Below are 19,984 nucleotides of genomic sequence, written 5' to 3' on the forward strand. Positions count from 1 at the left end.
TCGATGCCTGTGACCCCGGTCACTGCCCAAACGGTTCCGCCTTCGTTATAATCTTAGACAGTACCTAATTGCGATCCCGGCATGGGGCCGGGACTCGGGATCAACGGATCGGACGAAACTATGAGCACTTTTGGAACGACCACCCCTCCGGAAGCCGGCGCCACCACCAGCCTCACCCTTGAGCCTGGCCAGGAGAACGTTGAATTCCCTGCGGGTTTCGACATTGCCTCGGCCGAATATGGCCGCGAGGGCGCTGACTTGGTCGTCTCCGACGGCGATGGCGGAAGCGTTGTCGTCCAAGATTATTTCGCCCAATCCGAACCGCCGACTCTGTCCACCCCCGAAGGGGCCGAAATCGATGGCAGCGTGGCCACGAAGTTGGCCGGGCCCATGGCACCGGGTCAGGTGGCCGAGGTCGGCAGCGCCTCTCTCGGCGAACCGATTGGTCAGGTGGATACGGTCGATGGCAGCGTAACCGTCACACATGCCGATGGCTCTACCAGCGAACTGAGCAAGGGCGACCCGGTTTTTGAGGGCGATATCCTGCAAACCGGCGACGGCAGCGGCGTCGGCGTCGTCCTGGCCGACTCCAGCGTGTTCTCGCTCGGTGAGAGCGGCCGCATGGTCCTTGACGAGATGGTTTATGATCCGGGCGCCGAAGAAGGGGCCGCCTCGTTTGCCCTGTTGACCGGCGCAGCGACTTTCGTATCAGGTCAGATCGCCAAACTTGGCCAGGACGCCATGATGGTGAAAACCCCCGTGGCCACCATCGGCATTCGCGGCACCAAGGTCTATTTGGAGACAGACGGCGAATCCATCGAGGCCGTCAACCTTCCTGAAAACACCCTCAAGGGTGAGAGCGTCGGTGAAATCGTGCTGATGACCCCCGACGGCGAAATGCTCGGCACGATCAATCATGTGGGTGGCGGCTGGCAATGGTCCCCCTCCCAGTCGTCGGGTCCGTCCACCTTGCAAATCAGTGACTCCCAAGTGCAGGCCATTGTGCAAGAAACATCGATCCATCTGCCTCAGACCCTTGAAGAAAGGGCCTTGGAAGTCATGGAGCGTCTGGACGAGATTCGCACAGAGGCCGCCCTGGCGCGCGAGGAAGGTGATGTGCAGCGGGCTGAAGAGTTAGAGCTGCAAGCCAACGAAATGGAAGTGCGGGTGGACGAAGTATTGCGCGAAATCGAGGACAGCCTCGGCTATCGCATCGATTTCTTCAAGGACGAAGGCAACGGCGAAGAAGATTTCACCATGGATCTGGAGAACTTCGATACCGCCTCCGGCCCGGAAGCCCCGCCGCCGGGCTCCAACAACAATAACGACCCGGAAAATCCGTTCGAAGACCTGTTCAATCAAAACAACGACCCGAACGTGCCCAATCCGAATGATGTGCCTCCCGCACCGCCTGGCCCGCAGGGCCCGCAGGGGCAATCCGAGGATGATCGTCCGGTCGAGGGCAACATCGCCCAAAACACCGACCCTGCCGATCCCAACTACTACGAAGGCGTCGTGGTGGACGGCTACGTGGAAGATGCACTGGTTTATGTGGATGCCAATAACGACGGCGAGTTCAATCACAATGAAGACTTGAACGGCAACGGCATTCTCGACGAAGGCGAAGACATCGATCAGGACGGCGTCCTGGACCAGTACGACGGCCCGGACGAAGCCTATACTTTCAGCGATGAAAACGGTGAATTCGATATCACCACCTTCCAAAGTGGTCCGTTGCGCGCCGTTCTCGGCACCGACGTGACCACCGGCCTGGACCTGTACGGCGCCATGGCCGCGCCGGACGGTTCGACGGTTATTTCACCCCTGACCACCCTGGTCAATTTCCAGATGCAGAGCGGCATTGATCAAGAGACCGCCGAGGGCAATATCGTCGATGCCTTGGGCCTGCCGCCGGGAACCGATCTACTGAACACCGATCCGCAGGCCGCTGCCGAGAGCGGCGATGTGGGCCTGATGGCGAAATCGGTCATGGTCGCCTCCACCCTGTCGCAGATGTCTGCGGCCCTGGAAGCGGCGGGTCTGGACGGGGCCGACGCCATGCAATTGGCCATCGGCGCCATCGGCGACGCGGCGGATGGAGGGGCCATCGACTTGACCGACGCGGACCAACTGGGCGATATGCTCAATGGCGCCGTCGAGACCTTCAACGCACAACAGCCCGAAGGGGCCCCCACGCTGTCAACCATCGACCCGAAGATCATCAACGGCATGTCGGCGGCGAACAGCCAGATGGAATCCCTGCTTGAAAACTTCCAGCCGGGCGACGATGCGGGAGCCTTCCTCACCTCTCTGGCCGACAACGCCACTTTCGCGCAGGGAGCCATGGTTGACGCCATCCGCGCCGACAACCTGGATCAGTTACCCCAGAGTCAGGACGCCTTTGCTTATGCCACCGACCCCGACGCCCCTTGGTCTTGGGCCGAAGGCATGGCACCGCAGGCGGAAAGCCTGCCGCAGGAGGTGCGCGAGCGCGAACCGAACCATATCGACGAGCCGCAGGAAGTGGATCGCAGCGCCTTTGGCATGGGCGATGGCCCCGACGAGGCCGTGGTCACCGTCACCGGTCGCCTGGGCACCTACAACACCGGCAATCATCAGGAATATAACGACGCCTTTACCTTCGAAGTGAAGGAAGGCGAAAGCCTGAGCCTGGACGTGGACAATCCCAACGTTGAAATGCGCATCTACGAGGCCGATACCGTTGCCGACGGCTACGATCACCTCAATCCGCCCGCGTCCTTGGACGCCTCGGGCCTGGCCGCAGGGACTTATGTGGTCATGGTTTTGACCGAAGAATCGCGCACCCAGGACTTCGAGCTCACCGGGACCCTGGACGTTACAGACGCCTCCGTGGCCGACCGTTTTGCCCTGTTCGCCAACCAACTCCCCGAGCAGGAACAAAACTACCTGGAGACCGACGGGACCCTGGTTGCCTTTGATCTTGATCGTGGAGACTTCGGTGCCGTGACCCAGGACGTGGCGGGCATCACCATCACCGGCAGTCTGGCCGACAACAATCGCAATGAAGACCGTTACAATGACGCCTTCCAGTTCGATCTGGCGCCTGGCGAATGGCTTAACGTCTCCCATGGAGATGGCGCGGAAGCCAACATGCGCTTCCAGGTGTTCGAGATGGAAGGAGATGGGGTCAATACCCGCCTGCGCCCTGTCGATGAAGGCCTGTCCCCCGAGGATGGCTCTTTCTCCGCCTTCTCCGGCGACGGTGGAAGCTATGTGGTCCGCATCTGGAGCGATGGTCAATCCCAGGATATGTCCTACGATGTCAACATCGCCGTGGGTGGCGAGCGTGGACTGACCGAATTGGCAGGCGGCGAACCGCTGACCGACGGCCTGTATTGGGATCCGGCGGACGCCTCGCTGGCAGACCTGTTCCGCATCTATGCCAACGAGTTCGTCGAGGACGAATCCAACTTTATGAAGACCGATGGCACCCTGCGCACCAACGAAATCGCCCGCGAAGATTTTGGTGACGTGGCCGAGGGTATTGATGGCGTCATGATTACCGGCAGTCTGGCCAATTACAACAGCAACAACAATACTCACAACGACGCCTTTGAGTTCACCTTGGACGCCGGGGAATGGGTGGCCATCACCTATCCCGAAGATGCCCCCGACAGCATGCGCTTCCAGCTCTACGCCATGGAAGACGGTGTGGTTGATACGGAAAGCCGCCCCATCGAAGGTTTCGGCCCTGACCAAGGCACCTTTGCCACCCATGCCGAGGACGGCGGGACCTATGTGCTGCGCGTCTGGAGCGAAGGCAGCTCGGTCTCGCATTATGAAGTGGACGTGGCCATCGGCTCCGACGAAGCCCTGGCGGAACTGACCGGCACCGACCTTACCGACGGCCTGGCGCCTTCGGAAGCGGTCACCCTGGGGCGGGATGTGGATCTTGATGGGCAATTCAATATCGAATCCCTGATCGGCGAGGACTTCGGTGACCTGATCATTGACGGTCTGGGCGATGACATTCTGACCGGCGGTGACGGCATGGACATGTTCGTTTTCGACATGGACGGCGACACCGATGTGATCACCGACTTTGATATGGATGACGTGTTGCAGCTCATCGGCGAAGACCTAGAAGTCAACGTGGAAGCCACCGAAGAAGGCGCCATGCTGGTGGTGACCTCCGGGGAACAGGAGCAGCCGACCCGGGTCATCCTCAATGGTGTCGACGCCGAAGAAGTACAGGCCGCACTGGCAGGCGACCCACAATCTGGCTACTCGGTCTCCGAGGATCCCAGCGAAGGCGTGATCATAGCAGGCAACGTCCCCACACTGGACGCCTGACGGCAATACTGATCATTGCTTGCGGTAACCGGGGTGACCCGGTTATCGTGTTTTCAACTTTATGCGTATGGGATTGGGAGTCGGGCGGATGGACAAAGCAGACAAGGTCGAGCAGCTGAAGGTCATAGCCGACCTTTGGAAATCCTACATGAACATCGAGTACTCGCCGTCGGACGTGGCCGCCATGCTGACCATGCTCAAAGTCGCCCGCGCCCGGTACGAACGAGACGCCGGTGCGGCTTCCAAGAACGGCAACGGCACAGACGTGTTCAACGAAAAGGGTGGCGATTTCCATGAGATTCTGGAATCCCTCGATCGGCCCATGATCCGCGCCTATGAGGATGCCTTCTCCCAGTTGATGGACAAAGGTGTGCTGGATATGGATGCCCTGCCCGCCGGAGCCAGGGAAAAATTCGAAAAACGGCAGGCACTGCGTCGCCAAGGCAAAAAGTAACCCTGCCGGTTAAGACTCTTTTCACGCGACTCGACCCTATATGGACTCGCCTTGCGACCATTGGAGAATCGAGCGCGCCATGACCCTATCCCTTCCCGACCAGATGACCTGTATGGAAATCACCGAACCCGGTGATGCCGATGTTTTGCGTCTTGCCACCCGCCCCCTGCCCAAGCCCGGCCCGGGCGACGTGCTGATCCAAGTGGCCGCGGCAGGAATCAATCGCCCCGATGTCTTGCAGCGTATGGGCCGCTATGCGCCGCCCGCCGATGCCTCCGACCTACCGGGCCTTGAAGTCTCCGGTCGTGTGGTGGCCCTGGGCGAAGCCGCGCTGGGCATCCGCCCGGGCAGCGAAGTCTGCGCCTTGGCCCCCGGTGGCGGCTATGCGGAGTACTGCGTGGTTCCAGCGGACCATTGCCTTCCGGTACCAGAGAAGCTGGACTTGATACAGGCCGCCGCTTTGCCGGAAACCTTCTTTACCGTCTGGAGCAATGTCTTCGAGCGCGGCAATTTGACCCCCAACGAACACTTCTTGATTCATGGGGGCTCCAGCGGCATCGGCACCACGGCCATTCAGTTGGCCAGCCGCCTGGGCGCGAAGGTCATGGCCACCGCGGGATCAGACGAAAAGTGCCAAGCCTGTCTCGATTTGGGCGCCGAGCGGGCGATCAATTACCACCAGAGCGACTTTGTGGCCGCCGCCAAGGAATGGACCGACAAGAAAGGCGTCGACGTCATCCTCGACATGGTCGGGGGTGATTACGTGTCCCGCAACCTCAAGGCCCTGGGTGTCGAAGGCCGTTTGATCCATATTGCCTTTCTCGGCGGTTCGAAGGTCGAATTGGATCTGATGCCGATGATGCTGAAGCGTCAAACCATCACCGGCTCGACCCTGCGGCCACAATCCGTGGAGCGTAAGGCGGAGATCGCGGAATCCCTGCGCAAGACGGTCTGGCCGCTGATCGAGGCCGGTGAGGTGAAACCAGTCATCCATGCCACATTCCCGTTGTCCCAGGCCGCCGAGGCCCATCGCTTGATGGAGTCCAACCAGCATATTGGCAAGATTGTCCTGACCATGGATCAGGCGATTTGACCCGGTGGTCCTTCCCCCCTATATTCGGGGCGAATCGTCGATGGATGCTCCTTCGGAGTGTTCCTTGACGCCATTCAACCAACAACAAAAAGGGTATGCCCCATGACGCTGCCTCTGATGCCCAAGGCAACGGCGGTCTGGCTCGTTGACAACACCGCCTTGTCGTTTGATCAGATTGCCGAATTCTGCGGCTTGCACGAGCTGGAAATCCAGGCCATTGCCGACGGCGATGTGGCCGGTGGAATGCAAGGCCTCGACCCGGTGGCCAACGGTCAGTTGCTGATGGACGAGATCCGGCGCTGCGAAGCCGATACATCGGCCAAGCTTGAACTGATTAAGAAGGATCTTCCGGAAGCCAAAAAGCGTTCCAAGGGTGCGCGCTATACACCGGTCTCCAAGCGGGGCGACCGCCCGGACGCCATTGCCTGGCTGCTCAAGTACCATCCGGAATTGACCGACGCACAGATCAGCAAGCTGATCGGCACGACCAAGCCGACCATCAACGCGGTGCGCGAAAAGTCGCACTGGAATACGCCCAATATCAAGGCACGCAATCCCGTACACCTGGGCCTTTGCACCTTGCCGGAGTTGGAAAAGGTCGTGCAGATCGCCCGCGCCGCCACCGGCACCGTCCATGCCCCGGTAATCCTCAGGGACGACGATCACGAAGAAATGGAGCCGGAGCCCCTGGCCCCGCCCAAGCAGGAAGAGCCGGTGGATCCGTTCGCCAACTTTCCCAAGAGCGCGCCGGAAGAGCCTGCCGAGGGTTAATCAGCGCTTTTCGGATGATCCAGAGTTACCGGAGCCGCCGCCCCAAACGGCGGCTCTCCCATTTCCAGACGCAATTCATTGACTTGAACCAGTTCCCCGGCCAGATCGGGGTCGATCTCGAACTGGACACCGCGATCGCCGGGCAAGGGTTCGTTATGGGGATGGCCGTCGGAAAAAATTTCGTCGGGGATTTCCGCATAGGCCTTGCAATCGCCTTCGGCCTCCCACGCTTCATCATCGTGGTTGAAATGCCGACAAAACATACATGCGGGCGGCAACAGACAGGGCATGGCCAGACCTTGGTCCCGATTCCAGTATTCTTTTTCGCTAATATGATGGACCAGTGTGCTGGCGACCGCAAGCGTTAGCTTGCCGCCGATACCTGCGGTTCGCCGATCAGTCGGCTCAGATCAACCACGTCCGTATGGGCGTGGGCCAAGCGACCATAGAAGTCATGGACGCTCAAATTCGAAGATTGGACGTTCAGTTGGATCGGCCAGATCCCCTTGGCACCCAGCCAGTCTTCGGCATGGCGCACCAGGCGGCGGCCCAGTCCGGCACAACCGCAAGAGGGATCCACCGCCAAATAGTGCAGCGCCCCGTGCCCCTGCTCATATCCCGCCATCACCGAACCGACCAAACCCTTGTGGTGATCGAAGGCGACAAACAGATCAGCCGAACCGGATGTGAATGCCCTATCACGAGGATAGGGATCGTAATGGGCGGTGAGGTTACATCGGTCCCAAAGGCGGTCGATGTCTTCATATTCGGCCGCGCGGGCGACCCTTATTCGAATTGTGTCTTCCGTCATGTCAGGATCTTTCGTCCCTTGGAATAGTGGTATGCCTATGCGAATCCTAGTGGATCGCCGTTGTTCTACCGATAAAATGTGACCGGAATGTGCACGACCGGTTAAAAATCCGTGATGGCACATGGAAAGGGCGTTATCCGCCTATTTGTTGCGATTGGCAAGCCGATAGGCCACACTCTATATCAGAAACAACGAATATTCGGAGGAACCGTTCCATGCGCTTACACATTAAGGGCCTGCTATCACCGCAGGAACTCAACCATATCGACAGCATTTTGATGAATGGGACCTTCGTTGACGGCGGTGCTACCGCCGACACCGGGGCTCGGGCGGTCAAAAGCAATCTGGAATTGGATGCCAAGGAAAGCGAAGGCGCCGATGAGGCCGCCGCCCTGGTCTATACCAAGCTGGCCACCGACTCCCAGATCAGCGACAACGCCCTACCGTTGCGTTTCTCCCGACCGATTTTCTCACGCTATGAGCCCGGTATGTCCTATGGCCGCCATGTGGATAATCCGTTGCTCGGAGATAGCGGCATGCGCACCGATATCTCCTGCACGGTGTTTCTCAGCGACCCCGATGACTACGATGGCGGTGAATTGGCCTTGCTCAACGACGATGGATCGGAATCCATGATCAAGTTGGCGCGGGGGGATGCCTATGTCTATCCCACCGGCACGCCGCACCGGGTCAACGAAGTGACGCGCGGCGCCCGGGTGGCGGCCATCGTCTTCATGCAAAGCGTGGTCGCCGACCCGCATCGGCGCAAGATCCTCTCCACCTTTCACCGGGTCCATCACTCCATGGTCGAGAAGTATCCGGACGCCGATGAAACAGCGGAATTCAACGAGGCCTACTACTATCTATTCAGGCTCTGGGCCCAAGTCTGACTCAAAGACCGTCCTTCAAAGCCCGCAGGCAGAGCGCGATATTGCGTTCGTTGGCGCTTTGGCCCATGAGGCCGATGCGCCAGACCTTGCCGGCCAAAGCCCCGAGACCGGCGCCGATCTCCAGGCCGTAGGCGTTCAAGGCGTGGGAACGGACCGCGGCCTCATCGACCCCGTCAGGCACGTTGACGGCATTGAGTTGCGGCAGCCGATGGGCTTCATCCACCAGGAACGACAGCCCCAGCTCTTCCAGCCCTTGCTTCAAAGTGGCATGCATGGCCGCATGGCGAGCCCAGGAATTCTCCAGGCCTTCGTCGAGGATCATCTTCAGGCTCTCGTGCAAGCCATATAGAGCGTTGACCGGGGCGGTATGGTGATAGGCACGCTTGCCGCCACCGCCTTCCCAGTAGCCCATGACCAGTCCCAGATCCAGGAACCAGGACACCGCCGGCGTGGTGCGCGCCTTGACCGCCTCGGCGGCACGGGGCGAGAAAGTCACCGGCGACAGGCCCGGCGGGCAGCTCAGGCACTTCTGGGTACCCGAATAGACCGCGTCGGCGCCCCAGCCATCCACTTCGACCGGGATCCCGCCCAAGGAGGTCACTGTATCAACAATGGACAGGGCTCCATGATCGCTGGCCAGTTTACACAGGGCCGCCGCGTCCGACTGGACACCGGTGGAGGTCTCCGCATGGACAAAGGCCACCACTTTGGTGCCCGGCTGAGCTTTCAGGGCGTCTTCGAGCTTCTGCGGATCGACGGGAGTTCCCCAGGCATCATCAAGCACTGTGACCTCGCCGCCACAGCGCTTGGCGATGTCTTGCATGCGATCACCGAACACACCGTTGCGGCAGACGATGACCTTGTCTCCCGGTTCCACCAGATTGACGAAGCAGCTTTCCATACCGGTCATGCCCGGTCCGGAAATGGGGAAAGTCAGCGCGTTGTCGGTGCGGAACAGCTGCCGAAGCATGCCCTTGACCTCTTCCATCATGGCGGAGAAAGCCGGATCCAGATGTCCCACGGTGGGCCGCGCCAGGGCAGACAGAACGCGCGGATGCACGTCCGACGGGCCAGGCCCCATGAGGATACGTTGGGGCGGGTTGAAGGTCTCGCTGTTCATGGATGGCCTCCTAGCAACATCAAAATGAAAGGGATTGGAACCAATGGCTTCTCCGCAACATAGGAAGCCAGATGGCTATCAACAAGGGGAAAGACATCGACAATGTGGCCGGAAAAAACATATAATGCGGCGCACAATAAAAAAACGAATCTCCCGTGCTCTCAAGGCGCCAACCATGAATTCAACTTCCTCGCAAGACTATGTCCCGCTTGGCGACGAGCAGTTGGACCGCGAGCACCGAGAACTCCTCGATCAAATCCTCGAAATCGACCGGTTGATCGGTGACGAATTCGACCCTGAAGACATGAGATCCCGCATCAAAAACGTCATCACCTTGTTTCGGGACCATATCCCCTACGAGGAAAAAATCATGGAATCCTTTGAACATGGGCCGGCGTTGCTGCACAAGGTCACTCACAATTCCCACCACGAAACCTTTCTGATTGGGTTGGAGTTCCTTCTAGACAGTGTAGAGGGCCGCCACAATCGAACTTTTCTCACCAAAGTGAGCCGCGAGAAGGTCAATCGGGTCTTTCTGGAATTGATGGAATATGACCAGGAAATGATGCGGCTTCATCATGGATCGGGGTCACTTGAAATCGGTAACCCTGCCGCCCCCAAACAAGCATAGGCACGGCGATTCCAGCACACTGGACCCTAAGCCCCTGATTGCGGTATGCTTTGAACAATTCCAATCCGCGGGGCGTGGGGGCGTGACGCGGCAGAAGGTGCGGGACCACGAATGACCGATACGTCGCAAAAGGAAAAGCACAGGCGATTCGTCGCCTTCGCCTTTGCTTTGTCTGATCTCCTGATCGAGATCGATACCGATTTCAAAATCCATTTTGCCGAAGGGTCCATTGCCGGCTTGCATTGGCCGGGCATTGAGCATCTACAGGATCTTGTGGGTAAGGATTTCCGATCCTGCGTGGTCAAAAAGGACCGCGCGCTGATGGAATCGTCCATCGACAATATGAAGCGCAGCGGGAGACTCTCGCCAATCTCCATCAATTTGGCCACCCAAGGCAAAGATTCGCCGGTGATCCTTGGGGGCTTTTTCCTGCCCAGCAAGGAGATTCGCTTCAATCTCTCCATGACCTTGAACAACAAGCTGTATTGTCAGGAAAGCCCGGCTCTGGCTCGTGACGAAACCTCCGGCCTGTTGGAGGCCGACACCTTTACCGCCAAGGCCAAGGAGCGCGCCGTCACCGGCAAGATGAACGAGTCCGAGTTGGAAATGGGCATGGTCGTGGTGGCCGGCCTGAAGGAGCTCAAGGAATCCGGCGATCCGGCCAAGGTGGAGGAATTCCTGCACAAGCTGGGATCCATGTTGCGGGCCTGGAGCCTTGGCGGCGATACCGCCGGTCTGGTTGGCGACGAGAAATTCTCTTTTGTCGGCGAGGAAGGCCTGGACGCCCAGAAGATGGCCGCCATTCAGGAAGAAGCCGATGCCATCCTTGGTGCGGACGCGGCCAAGTTGTCGATCAATTCGGTCACGGCCAATCTGGATACCACCAACCTGAGCGAGGAAGACGCCTCCAAGGCCTTGGTCCATTGCCTGCAACAGTTCGCCAAGAGCGAACCCGGCACCTTCAACATCAAGTCCCTGTCCGAAGGGGTGACCGACTACCTCGACGGCACCATGGGCCGTATCAAGCAGATCCGAGAGCTCATTGAGTCACGGAACTTCAACATCGCGTTCCAGCCCATTGTCGACCTGAAAACCCGGGCGGTGGATCATTACGAAGTGCTGTCGCGATTCGAGGGCGAGATGAGTCCGCTGGAGCTGATCCAGTTCGCGGAATCGGTGGACATGATTCATGACCTGGATCTGGTCATTGTGCAGCAAACCTACAGCACTCTGGTGCAACGGGAGAAAAAGGAAGGCTGGCGGCCGCGGGTTTCCATCAACCTATCGGCCAAGAGCGTGCAGAACGACCTGTTCATGCGTTCCTTGCGCCAATTGACCCACAACGAAGTATTCAAACACCTGACGCCGCAAGTCATCTTCGAGGTTACCGAAACCTCGATGATTGAAGATTTCGACCGCCTCAACAACGCCATCCAGGATCTGCGCAAGGACGGCCACGGGGTATCCATCGATGATGTGGGTTCAGGCAACACTTCGTTCACCATGCTCAACAAGGTGGATGCGGATCATGCCAAGATCGACGGCTCTCTGGTCCGGGGATTCCTGGAAGACACCCGCACAAAGAACATTTTGAAAAGCGTCATTGATGCCTGCAAGAACATGGGCTTCGAAGTCATCTGCGAGCATATCGAGGATGAAGACGAGGCCCGCCAGTTGATGGTCATGGGCGCACACCTAGGGCAGGGATATCTGTTTGGCAAACCCACCGCCGACGGCAAGCCCCCCAACGTCATCATGTACGGAAGCGGCTCCGATCCCGTTCTCGGCTGGTAGATCCAGTCATGTCTCGAAAGGTTCTGGTCCTATTTGCCCATCCCGACCTCGGCACGTCCCGAATCAACCGCCGCATGGTCGAGGTTCTCGCTGATCTGAACGACGTGACCCTGCACGATCTCTATGCCGCCTATCCGGATTTCAATATCAACGTGCGCCTTGAACAAGAGCGCTGCACCGCGCATGACGTGCTGGTCTTTCAACACCCGTTTTACTGGTACAGCTGCCCCGCCTTGCTCAAGCAATGGATGGACGAGGTCCTGACCTTCGGCTGGGCCTATGGATCCAAGGGGACCGCTTTACGCGGCAAGAAACTTCTTTCAGCCATCTCCACCGGCGGGTCGGCCCAGGCCTATACCCCCGAAGGCTTTCATGGACGACGCGTCGAAGACCTGCTGATGCCCTTTGATCAAATGGCACGGCTCTGCGGCATGAGCTATCTACCGCCCTTCTTGTTTCACGCCACGCGCGGCGCCCAAGACCACGACATCGAAATCCATGCTACGGCTTATTTGGGGCAAATCACCGCCCTGCGCGACGACGGGTCGGAGTAGCAAGCCATGGACAATCACGATCTGCTCCTCAACGCCTTCACCTTTCTCACCGCGGCCGTGCTGGTCGTCCCGCTGGCCAAGCGGGTGGGACTTGGCTCGGTGCTGGGATATCTGCTGACCGGCGTGGCCATTGGCCCATTCGGACTATCGTTGGTCAGCAATCCGCAAGCGATCCTGCATTTCGCCGAGTTCGGCGTGGTGATGATGCTGTTTCTTATCGGCCTGGAGTTGGAACCAGCCACCCTGTGGCGTTTGCGCCGCCCAGTCCTTGGCTTGGGCGGTGGGCAGGTGATCCTCACCGCTGCCGCTTTGGCTGGCCTCGGTCATGTGCTTGGGCTTTCCTGGAGCGTGGCCGCCGTGGTGGGATTGGGTCTGGCCCTGTCGTCCACCGCCATCGCCCTGCAAACTCTCAACGAGCGCAATCTATTACAGGCTGGCGTTGGACAATCGGCCTTTTCCGTGCTGCTCTTTCAAGACGTGGCGGTGATCCCCATCCTCGCCCTTCTGCCACTGCTGGGCGACGGCAGTGGCGCGGGCAGTACCGGCGCCCTGCCCGGCCCGGCCTGGGTACAGGCCCTGTCCATGGTCGGCGGGGTGATCTCCATCGCCTTGGCCGGACGCTATCTGCTGAGACCGGTGTTCCGCTATATCGCCAATTCGGGCATTCGAGAGATCTTCACCGCCTTCTCCCTGCTTTTGGTCATCGGCATCGCCCTGATGATGCAGGCTTTGGGGCTGTCCGCGGCCCTGGGAACCTTCCTGGCCGGGGTAGTCCTGGCGGAGTCCGAGTATAAGCATGCTCTTGAATCGGACATTCAGCCATTCAAGGGCCTGTTGTTGGGCCTGTTCTTCATCTCGGTTGGCATGTCGGTCGATTTCGCCCTGTTGCTTCAGGGTCCCTGGATCATCGTCGGATTGACCTTGACCCTGGTGGTGGTGAAGTTCGGACTGCTGAACCTGTTAGGCCGGATGGGCAGGCTCTCGGGCGAACGGAATCTCCTGTTCTCCATCGTCCTTGCCCAGGGCGGTGAATTCGCCTTCGTGATCTTCCAGTTCGCCACGTTGGAAGGAGCCATGCCCCCGGCTTTGGCGGCTCAGCTCACGCTGGTGGTCGCACTATCCATGGCCACCACACCCCTGCTCTTGCTGGTCCATGACCATCTTTTGGCCCGCCGCGTCAAGGCCACCACGGAGCCTGAGGCGGACATCATCGACGAGGAAAGCAAGCCGGTGATTATCTTTGGCTATGGCCGTTTTGGTCAGGTGGTCGGTCGGTTCTTGGAAGTGGCGGGGATCGAGACCCGGGTCCTGGACAACGACCCGGATCACATCGAGGTTCTACGCCGCTTCGGCCACAAGGTGTTCTATGGCGATGCCTCGCGCATGGACCTGATGGAGGCCGCCGGAGCCCATCAGGCCCGGCTGTTCATCCTGGCCATCGACGACCCCGAAAAATCGGTCCAAGTGGCACGCCTGATCCAAGAGCATTTTCCCCATGTGACCGTGCTCGCCCGGGCGCGCAACCGGGTGCATGCTTTTAAATTGCGCAAATGCGGGGTGAAGATCTTCCGTCGCGAGATGTTTGATTCCGCCCTGCGATTGGGGCGCGAGGCGTTGGTGCAGCTCGGCCACCATCCCTATGAAGCCCGACGCACGGCCATGGCCTTCGCCCGGCATGACCTGGAAACTTTCCTGACCAGTCTGGAATTTCACGATGATGAGGGATCGCTGAAAACTCTCAGCCGACGCTCTCAAGCGGAACTGGGCTTGATGCTGAAATCGGACCGCGACGGACGCGAGGCCCTGCGTGACGCGGATTGGGGGGCTGATTGACTACTTGTGCCCCAGAGCCTTGGCGGCGGCATTGACGTCGGCCCCGCCCTCGGCGCGCTTGGTATTTCCGGCGGCGGCGGCACGGGCCAGTTCTTTCCGCCGTTCCTTGGTGTAGCGGAGAATGCGCACGGCGCCGTCAATCTTGCTTTGCAGGGTTTCCTGGAAGCTCAGTTCCTGGTGAAACAGGGTCACCAAGCGCTTCTTGTGCTCTTCGTCACCCTTACGCTTGAAGAGTTCGTTGACCACCACAGCGATGCATTTCCAAAGGTTGTCCTCGCTCTCGCAAGTTTCCACCAGCGGAATCAGTTGCTCCTCGTAAATCGCTTCCCAATCCATAATGCGGGTCTATTCCGTTTCTTGAGGAGACAAAGGCCAAACTGGAATGGCAGTCTGACCCACAAAGGTAAACAAAAGCAATAGACGGGCTACCAATTCCGTTGCCAAATAAATCGGGACGATCCGCGGATGAGCCGCGAACCGCCCCTTGGTTATATTGTTTGCCCTTGGAACGAAAGCCTAAGCCAATTGGGCGATCTCGTCCTTGATCTTCAGTTTTTGCCGTTTGATATCGTGAATGGCTTCATCATCGGGGTGAGGTCGGTGATTTTCTTGTTCCAGCGCCGTCTCCAACTCATGATGCTTTGCCTTCAGCGCTGCAATCCGGTCCTCAACACTCATAGGTCATTCTCCCTTGGTTACCCCAAAAAACGGGGAATCATACACCCGCTTATCCTGAAATACCAGGATGACCGTACAATATTTGACCCCGGCTTTGACCTCCCCAATCGCCTTGGATTTTGCTACACTGCGGTGGACGGGAAGACGGGATTCTCCATGGACGAAAATGAAATCATGCGGCGTAAGCTGGTGGAGCTCCAGACCGAGCACCGGGACCTGGACGATGCCATTCTACACATGGGCGATAACGGGCAGGCGGACCAGCTTCAGATTCAGCGATTGAAGAAGCGCAAGCTGTTGCTGAAGGATGAAATCACCCGGCTGGAAGACTCCCTGACCCCCGATATCATCGCCTGAGTTCGTTGCGCCGCAGGGCGCTTTCAGCCGCATCGATGACCTGATCCACCGTTTCCCCGGCACTGAATTGATGCAAGCCGCATTTCATGCGCAACGGGATATGGGTTTCGAGCCAGCGAAACGGCTGAGACTCCACCGCTTCGACCAACCCCCTGGCCTTGTCTTCCGCCACCTGCCCGCCGGTGAGCATCAACAAAATGACGAAATCATAGCCATCCATGCTGCCCAGCAAGTCCGAGTCCCGCAGATCGTTGCGCAGGATCCAGGCCGCATGGACCATGGCCTGGTCTCCGGCGGCTCGCCCATGAACCTTGCGGATTTCCTGCAAATTGGCCAAATGCAGATAAAGGAAGGTGCAGTTCACCCTGGCATGCTCGGAGCGCACCAGGGCCTTGGACATCTCACGCAAAAAGGCTCTACGATTGTAGAGGGGCAGATAGGAGTGGTTGTCAGCCAGTTTTCCCAAATGCGATTCATGGCGTCGCGTGGCCGCCAGTTCACGGCGCAGGGTCTCGGCCTCTTCCATCAACTTGCGGATGGCGACCACCACCTCGGGCGTCAATTCTTCTGCCGGTATGCCCAGCACCGAGGCTTCCACCCGGACTTCGTCAATGTCCGGAACAGCCAGATCGGCCTCCGCGGTTGCTCGCCCATAGGGGTTGCCGGGAGGATCTCTTCGGCGGCGTTCGTCGGTGGCCAAGGTCGCCGCGATGCCCTGAGCTGCGGTAATTTCTGCCATTGCCCGATGGTAACACGATGAGTTGGCTATCGAAATACCCGTGCTTGCACAAGGCACGCGCATCCCTATAATGGCGCCCTTTCGCGCCGGGAGGAGGCCGCAACAATGACCAACGCAACACCCAAGGTCGGCGTCATCATGGGATCCCAGTCCGATTGGGAAACCATGCGACATGGGGTGGAAATCCTGGAAAAGCTCGGGGTCGACCACGAGGTCCGCATTGTCTCCGCCCATCGCACGCCGCAAAGGTTGGTTGAATACGCCACCACCGCCCGCGACCGGGGACTGTGGTGCATCATCGCCGGAGCCGGGGGCGCCGCCCATTTGCCCGGCATGGCCGCCGCCATGACCCCGTTGCCGGTGTTCGGCGTTCCGGTGGAAAGCAAAGCCCTGAAAGGCATGGACTCCCTATTGTCCATCGCCCAGATGCCCGCGGGCGTCCCGGTGGGTACCCTGGCCATCGGCAATGCCGGTGCCACCAATGCCGCGCTCTTGGCCACCGCGGTGGTTGCCCTGCACGATGAGACCGTTGCCGAGGCGCTGGATGCCTTCCGCGAGACCCAGACCGCCGCCGTGGCCCCTGAACCCATGCGGGATTGATCCATGCCTGATCCCATCGACTTGAAAGCCCCCCTGCCTCCGGGCAGCACCATCGGTATTATCGGCGGCGGACAGTTGGGCCGCATGAGTGCCCTTGCCGCTGCCCGGCTTGGCCTGCGTAGCCACATCTTCTGTCAGCAACAAGATAACCCGGGCGCCCAGGTGGCCGACGTTGCGACCGTTGCCGCATTCGACGATTTGGATGCCCTGGGCCGTTTTGCCGATGCGGTGGACGTGGTGACCTTCGAGTTCGAAAACATTCCCCATCAGTCGGTGCAGCACTTGGCAGAGCGGGTCTGCGTGCGTCCCAACTGGGAAAGCCTGCATACCTGCCAGCACCGCATCGTCGAAAAGGATTTCCTGAACGCCATCGGCGTGGCCACCGCCCCCTATCGGCGCATCGACGGCCCCCGCGCCCTGGCCAAGGCCGCGGATGAACTGGGATGCCCCAGCGTGCTCAAGACCTGCATGCTCGGCTATGACGGCAAGGGGCAGGTCCTGTTGCGGAACGGACAGGATGCCGAGGCCGCCTGGAGTAAAATGGGCGGAGGCGAAGGTGTTCTCGAAGGATTCGTGGCCTTTGAGCGGGAAATCTCGGTCATCATCGCCCGCGGCTCGGATGGTGCCATCGCCACTTTTGACCCGGTGGAAAATATCCATACCCATCACATTCTCGACCGCACCATCGCCCCGGCACCCATCAACAAAAATCAGGCCAAGGAAGCGCAGAGCATCGCCCACCATATTGCCGAGAAAATGAACTTTGTCGGGTTGTTGGCGGTGGAGATGTTCGTTACCGAAGACGGGCGCCTGTTGGTCAACGAGTTGGCGCCGCGTCCGCACAATTCCGGGCATTGGACCATTGACGCCTGTATCACCAGCCAGTTCGAGCAGTTTGTCCGTGCCGTGTGCGGCCTGCCCCTGGGCAGCCCCATGCGGCATTCCGATGCGGAGATGCGCAATTTACTGGGCGATGACGTGAACGGCTGGCTGGAAACCCTCAAGGACCCGGCCGCAAAACTGCATCTTTACGGCAAGGCGGAAGCCCGCCCCGGTCGCAAGATGGGGCATGTCACTTGGATAAAGCGCCGGGGCTGAATCGGCGGCGATTGCCGAATCCACGCCGCCTGGTCGGCTTGAAGGCACGGAGCGGATTGGCCAGCTTGCCTAGGGATTTCAGCGCGTCAGACTGCATCTTTGGAACCTTCAGCACCTCGTCGATACGCCGGGCCAAGAACCCCCAGGTATCTTCGAATCCCTCCGAGCTATCGGTCAGCCAATACAGCAAGGTCGAGGTATAGACCCCGGCCAGCAATCCGCGCTTGGTATAGAAATTCCAATCCGTGGCCGTGTCCCCGGCGGCAAACCACATGTTGTCCACGGCCCGATAGGTGCATTTGGCGGCCACCAGGGCGTGATGGGGCAGCGACAGATAAGCCACCACCCGGCGCACCGATTCGCGATGGCCCGCCACCAACTCAATGCGCACCCGAACCGCCGTGGCGATACGGTCGCGGATGCGCATATTGGCCAGATCATGCGCTTCCAATTCGACCATCATGCGCCGGTCCAGCCAGTCGCAGTAGTGCTCGGCGACTTCAATGAGCCCACCGGGAAAGGCGCGCAGGGCCATGCTTTTGTCATGCCCCAGATCGGCGACGGCCGCAGCCATGCTGCGCTCGCTCCAGCCATCAAAGAGGACATGGGGCATCATTGCGTCAATGATACCGTCACGGATCTCCATCAAATCCTTGGTGTCATCCGTCATGGTCTGCTGTCTCCATTTGCGGATTGCGGAGGATATCCTCGCTGAATCCGAACTTGCTCAAGTCGTCCATGCGCATGGGGTAAAGGCGACCATCCAGATGATCGCATTCGTGCTGTACCACCCGGGCATGGAAGCCACTGGCTTCGCGTTCGAAAGGTTCACCATCCAATCCCAACGCGGAATAGCGAATGCGGGCATGCCGCGAGACCCGACCGTTGAATCCGGGAATGGACAGGCAACCTTCCCAGTCTTCCACCATGTCCTCGCCGATGGGCTCGATGACCGGGTTGACCAGCACGGTCAGAGGCACGCCAACGCCATCCTCGGCCCGCTGAGCCGGTACATGGAAAATCACCAGGCGCCAGGACTCGTGAACCTGTGGGGCCGCCAGCCCAACGCCCCCGGCATCGGCCAGGGTATCAAGCATGTCTTCGACCAAGGCCGCCACTTCGGGGGCCGTCGGATCAGGTAATGGATCGGCCACGCGGGCCAGAACGGGATGGCCCATGCGGGCAATTTTCAAGATAGCCATAACGTGAATATGAGGGACGGTGGCTTTTGGGTCAAATGTCGAGGTTTCACTTCACATGACAAATCCCTTGTGTTAGACACTGCGTTCCACCCCGCCCGCCCTTGCGGACGGAAGGGGTGTATTTGTCTTTGGACATCCGTATTTGTCATTCGACATCGGTAATTGAGGAGTTGAGAAACCGTGCAGGTTATCGTTCGCGACAACAACGTCGATCAGGCCCTGAAGGCCCTTAAGAAAAAAATGCAGCGGGAAGGTATCTTCCGTGAGATGAAGCTTCGCCGTTCATACGAGAAGCCCTCCGAGAAGAAAGCCCGTGAAAAGGCCGAAGCCGTGCGCCGCGCCCGTAAGTTGGAGCGCAAGCGTATTGAGCGTGAAGGCTTCTAGACCGGCCCTTCGCTGCGTCTGACTTTACCGAGTCGAATGGAAACCGCCCGCCTGAAGGGGCGCGGCGGTTTTGTCGTGCCTGTTCAAAGGCATCAACGGCACAATGGCGCTATCCCTTCTTGCCGTCGATCATCTCCACCACCCACTGGGTGACCGTGGCAGTAGCCCGGGCGCAACGGTCATCACGAGCGTCCGAGAATCCCTTGTATTCTTCCGGCTTCCACAGGTCCCATGTTTGTCCGCTGAATTGCTGTTGCAGGTCCTCGCAGGTGATACCGCCGAATTCTTCCTCGAAGCGACGGGTCAGGTCCTTGCCCACATTGAAATTGGCCATGCCGCGGCCCCGGTCCAGCTTGTCCGCATCCCGGCCTTTGCGGGTGGACAGCGCCAACAATCCACCGGTCAGCGCCCCACAGGCCCCTTGCCCGGTCAGCGCGCCGCCCCCGGACAGGCCATGGCTGGCCTTGATGGTATCTTCGCTCACGCCGCCGACGGTTTCATCCACTGCCGTCAAGACGCATTGCGGACAGCAGCCGACTTTGAGCTCAAGCTCGTAGGCCCGCTCATAGGCTTGCCGCCCCAGGTCCTTGGAATCAGACTCTTCGCCGCTCATGTTCTTCTCCCGCGAGTCGTGGAGGCG

The 19,984-nt window shown here is 59.5% G+C and carries 22 protein-coding genes; 13 read left to right on the forward strand and 9 right to left on the reverse strand.

Going from position 1 to position 19,984, the window contains the following annotated elements; translation table 11 throughout:
* Positions 1-120: 120 nt before the first annotated feature.
* The 4 genes from MGMAQ_RS11980 (at position 121) to MGMAQ_RS11995 (ending at position 6,653) form a co-directional block, all read left to right on the forward strand.
* Positions 121-4,335, forward strand: a complete 4,215-nt coding sequence (locus tag MGMAQ_RS11980) for a FecR domain-containing protein (protein ID WP_158498850.1) — start codon at positions 121-123, stop codon at positions 4,333-4,335.
* A gap of 88 nt (positions 4,336-4,423) precedes the next feature.
* Positions 4,424-4,789 carry a DUF6378 domain-containing protein gene (locus MGMAQ_RS11985; protein WP_046021713.1) on the forward strand — a complete coding sequence of 122 codons (366 nt, stop codon included), beginning with the start codon at positions 4,424-4,426 and terminating at the stop codon, positions 4,787-4,789.
* A 79-nt stretch (positions 4,790-4,868) separates the two neighbouring features.
* On the forward strand, positions 4,869-5,882 hold the full coding sequence (locus MGMAQ_RS11990; protein ID WP_046021714.1) for an NAD(P)H-quinone oxidoreductase: 1,014 nt from the start codon (positions 4,869-4,871) through the stop codon (positions 5,880-5,882).
* A gap of 102 nt (positions 5,883-5,984) precedes the next feature.
* Positions 5,985-6,653 carry a DUF1013 domain-containing protein gene (locus MGMAQ_RS11995; RefSeq protein WP_046021715.1) on the forward strand — a complete coding sequence of 223 codons (669 nt, stop codon included), beginning with the start codon at positions 5,985-5,987 and terminating at the stop codon, positions 6,651-6,653.
* Here the strand turns inward: MGMAQ_RS11995 and MGMAQ_RS12000 are convergent.
* Positions 6,650-6,916 carry a hypothetical protein gene (locus MGMAQ_RS12000; protein ID WP_148560939.1) on the reverse strand — a complete coding sequence of 89 codons (267 nt, stop codon included), beginning with the start codon at positions 6,914-6,916 and terminating at the stop codon, positions 6,650-6,652. The two genes, MGMAQ_RS11995 and MGMAQ_RS12000, sit on opposite strands and share 4 nt — an antisense overlap.
* A gap of 101 nt (positions 6,917-7,017) precedes the next feature.
* Positions 7,018-7,464, reverse strand: coding sequence for a GNAT family N-acetyltransferase (locus tag MGMAQ_RS19675; protein ID WP_052716364.1), 447 nt, complete (start codon positions 7,462-7,464; stop codon positions 7,018-7,020).
* 215 nt (positions 7,465-7,679) lie between these two features.
* Here MGMAQ_RS19675 and MGMAQ_RS12010 point away from each other — a divergent pair, with 215 nt between their 5' ends.
* Positions 7,680-8,354 (forward strand): Fe2+-dependent dioxygenase, encoded by a 675-nt coding sequence (locus MGMAQ_RS12010; protein WP_046021717.1) that lies wholly within the window; start codon positions 7,680-7,682, stop codon positions 8,352-8,354.
* Between the two features lies 1 nt (position 8,355).
* Here MGMAQ_RS12010 and MGMAQ_RS12015 read toward each other — a convergent pair whose 3' ends face one another.
* Positions 8,356-9,474, reverse strand: coding sequence for an alanine--glyoxylate aminotransferase family protein (locus MGMAQ_RS12015; RefSeq protein WP_046021718.1), 1,119 nt, complete (start codon positions 9,472-9,474; stop codon positions 8,356-8,358).
* A gap of 43 nt (positions 9,475-9,517) precedes the next feature.
* Here MGMAQ_RS12015 and MGMAQ_RS12020 point away from each other — a divergent pair, with 43 nt between their 5' ends.
* The 4 genes from MGMAQ_RS12020 to kefC all read left to right on the forward strand — a co-directional run bounded on the left by MGMAQ_RS12020 (position 9,518) and on the right by kefC (position 14,286).
* Positions 9,518-10,105: a hypothetical protein gene (locus MGMAQ_RS12020; RefSeq protein WP_148560940.1), complete on the forward strand. Its 588-nt coding sequence runs from the start codon at positions 9,518-9,520 to the stop codon at positions 10,103-10,105.
* Positions 10,106-10,216: 111 nt separating this feature from the next.
* Complete coding sequence (locus MGMAQ_RS12025) at positions 10,217-11,899, forward strand: EAL domain-containing protein (RefSeq protein ID WP_046021720.1); 1,683 nt, start codon at positions 10,217-10,219, stop codon at positions 11,897-11,899.
* 8 nt (positions 11,900-11,907) lie between these two features.
* Positions 11,908-12,453, forward strand: a complete 546-nt coding sequence (locus tag MGMAQ_RS12030) for an NAD(P)H-dependent oxidoreductase (protein ID WP_046021721.1) — start codon at positions 11,908-11,910, stop codon at positions 12,451-12,453.
* Between the two features lie 6 nt (positions 12,454-12,459).
* The gene (kefC, locus tag MGMAQ_RS12035; RefSeq protein ID WP_046021722.1) at positions 12,460-14,286 is read left to right on the forward strand and encodes a glutathione-regulated potassium-efflux system protein KefC; all 1,827 of its coding nucleotides are present in this window, start codon (positions 12,460-12,462) and stop codon (positions 14,284-14,286) included.
* Here kefC and MGMAQ_RS12040 read toward each other — a convergent pair whose 3' ends face one another.
* Both MGMAQ_RS12040 and MGMAQ_RS20435 read right to left on the reverse strand, forming a co-directional pair.
* Positions 14,287-14,622 (reverse strand): hypothetical protein, encoded by a 336-nt coding sequence (locus MGMAQ_RS12040; RefSeq protein WP_046021723.1) that lies wholly within the window; start codon positions 14,620-14,622, stop codon positions 14,287-14,289.
* Between the two features lie 180 nt (positions 14,623-14,802).
* On the reverse strand, positions 14,803-14,964 hold the full coding sequence (locus tag MGMAQ_RS20435) for a YdcH family protein (RefSeq protein WP_082085415.1): 162 nt from the start codon (positions 14,962-14,964) through the stop codon (positions 14,803-14,805).
* Between the two features lie 156 nt (positions 14,965-15,120).
* On the opposite strand from MGMAQ_RS20435, the gene MGMAQ_RS12045 reads away from it, so the two are divergent.
* A complete protein-coding gene (locus MGMAQ_RS12045) occupies positions 15,121-15,321 on the forward strand; it encodes a YdcH family protein (protein ID WP_046021724.1) in 201 nt (66 codons plus the stop codon).
* On the opposite strand, the gene MGMAQ_RS19680 is transcribed toward MGMAQ_RS12045, so the two are convergent.
* A complete protein-coding gene (locus MGMAQ_RS19680) occupies positions 15,311-16,060 on the reverse strand; it encodes a GGDEF domain-containing protein (RefSeq protein ID WP_052716365.1) in 750 nt (249 codons plus the stop codon). The genes MGMAQ_RS12045 and MGMAQ_RS19680 overlap by 11 nt on opposite strands.
* A 105-nt stretch (positions 16,061-16,165) precedes the next feature.
* Between MGMAQ_RS19680 and purE the strand changes: the two genes are divergently transcribed.
* On the forward strand, positions 16,166-16,660 hold the full coding sequence (gene purE / locus MGMAQ_RS12055; RefSeq protein ID WP_046021725.1) for a 5-(carboxyamino)imidazole ribonucleotide mutase: 495 nt from the start codon (positions 16,166-16,168) through the stop codon (positions 16,658-16,660).
* 3 nt (positions 16,661-16,663) lie between these two features.
* Positions 16,664-17,758 carry a 5-(carboxyamino)imidazole ribonucleotide synthase gene (locus MGMAQ_RS12060; RefSeq protein WP_046021726.1) on the forward strand — a complete coding sequence of 365 codons (1,095 nt, stop codon included), beginning with the start codon at positions 16,664-16,666 and terminating at the stop codon, positions 17,756-17,758.
* On the opposite strand, the gene MGMAQ_RS12065 is transcribed toward MGMAQ_RS12060, so the two are convergent.
* Positions 17,733-18,428 (reverse strand): COQ9 family protein, encoded by a 696-nt coding sequence (locus MGMAQ_RS12065; RefSeq protein ID WP_046021727.1) that lies wholly within the window; start codon positions 18,426-18,428, stop codon positions 17,733-17,735. The genes MGMAQ_RS12060 and MGMAQ_RS12065 overlap by 26 nt on opposite strands.
* A complete protein-coding gene (def, locus tag MGMAQ_RS12070) occupies positions 18,418-18,960 on the reverse strand; it encodes a peptide deformylase (RefSeq protein ID WP_046021728.1) in 543 nt (180 codons plus the stop codon). Before def ends, MGMAQ_RS12065 begins: the two co-directional genes overlap by 11 nt.
* A gap of 180 nt (positions 18,961-19,140) precedes the next feature.
* Between def and rpsU the strand changes: the two genes are divergently transcribed.
* Positions 19,141-19,344, forward strand: coding sequence for a 30S ribosomal protein S21 (gene rpsU / locus MGMAQ_RS12075; protein ID WP_046021729.1), 204 nt, complete (start codon positions 19,141-19,143; stop codon positions 19,342-19,344).
* 109 nt (positions 19,345-19,453) lie between these two features.
* On the opposite strand, the gene MGMAQ_RS12080 is transcribed toward rpsU, so the two are convergent.
* Complete coding sequence (locus tag MGMAQ_RS12080) at positions 19,454-19,957, reverse strand: C-GCAxxG-C-C family protein (protein ID WP_046021730.1); 504 nt, start codon at positions 19,955-19,957, stop codon at positions 19,454-19,456.
* Positions 19,958-19,984 lie beyond the last annotated feature (27 nt).

Source organism: Magnetospira sp. QH-2 (genome assembly GCF_000968135.1).
In the GTDB taxonomy this organism is placed as follows: Bacteria; Pseudomonadota; Alphaproteobacteria; order Rhodospirillales; family Magnetospiraceae; genus Magnetospira.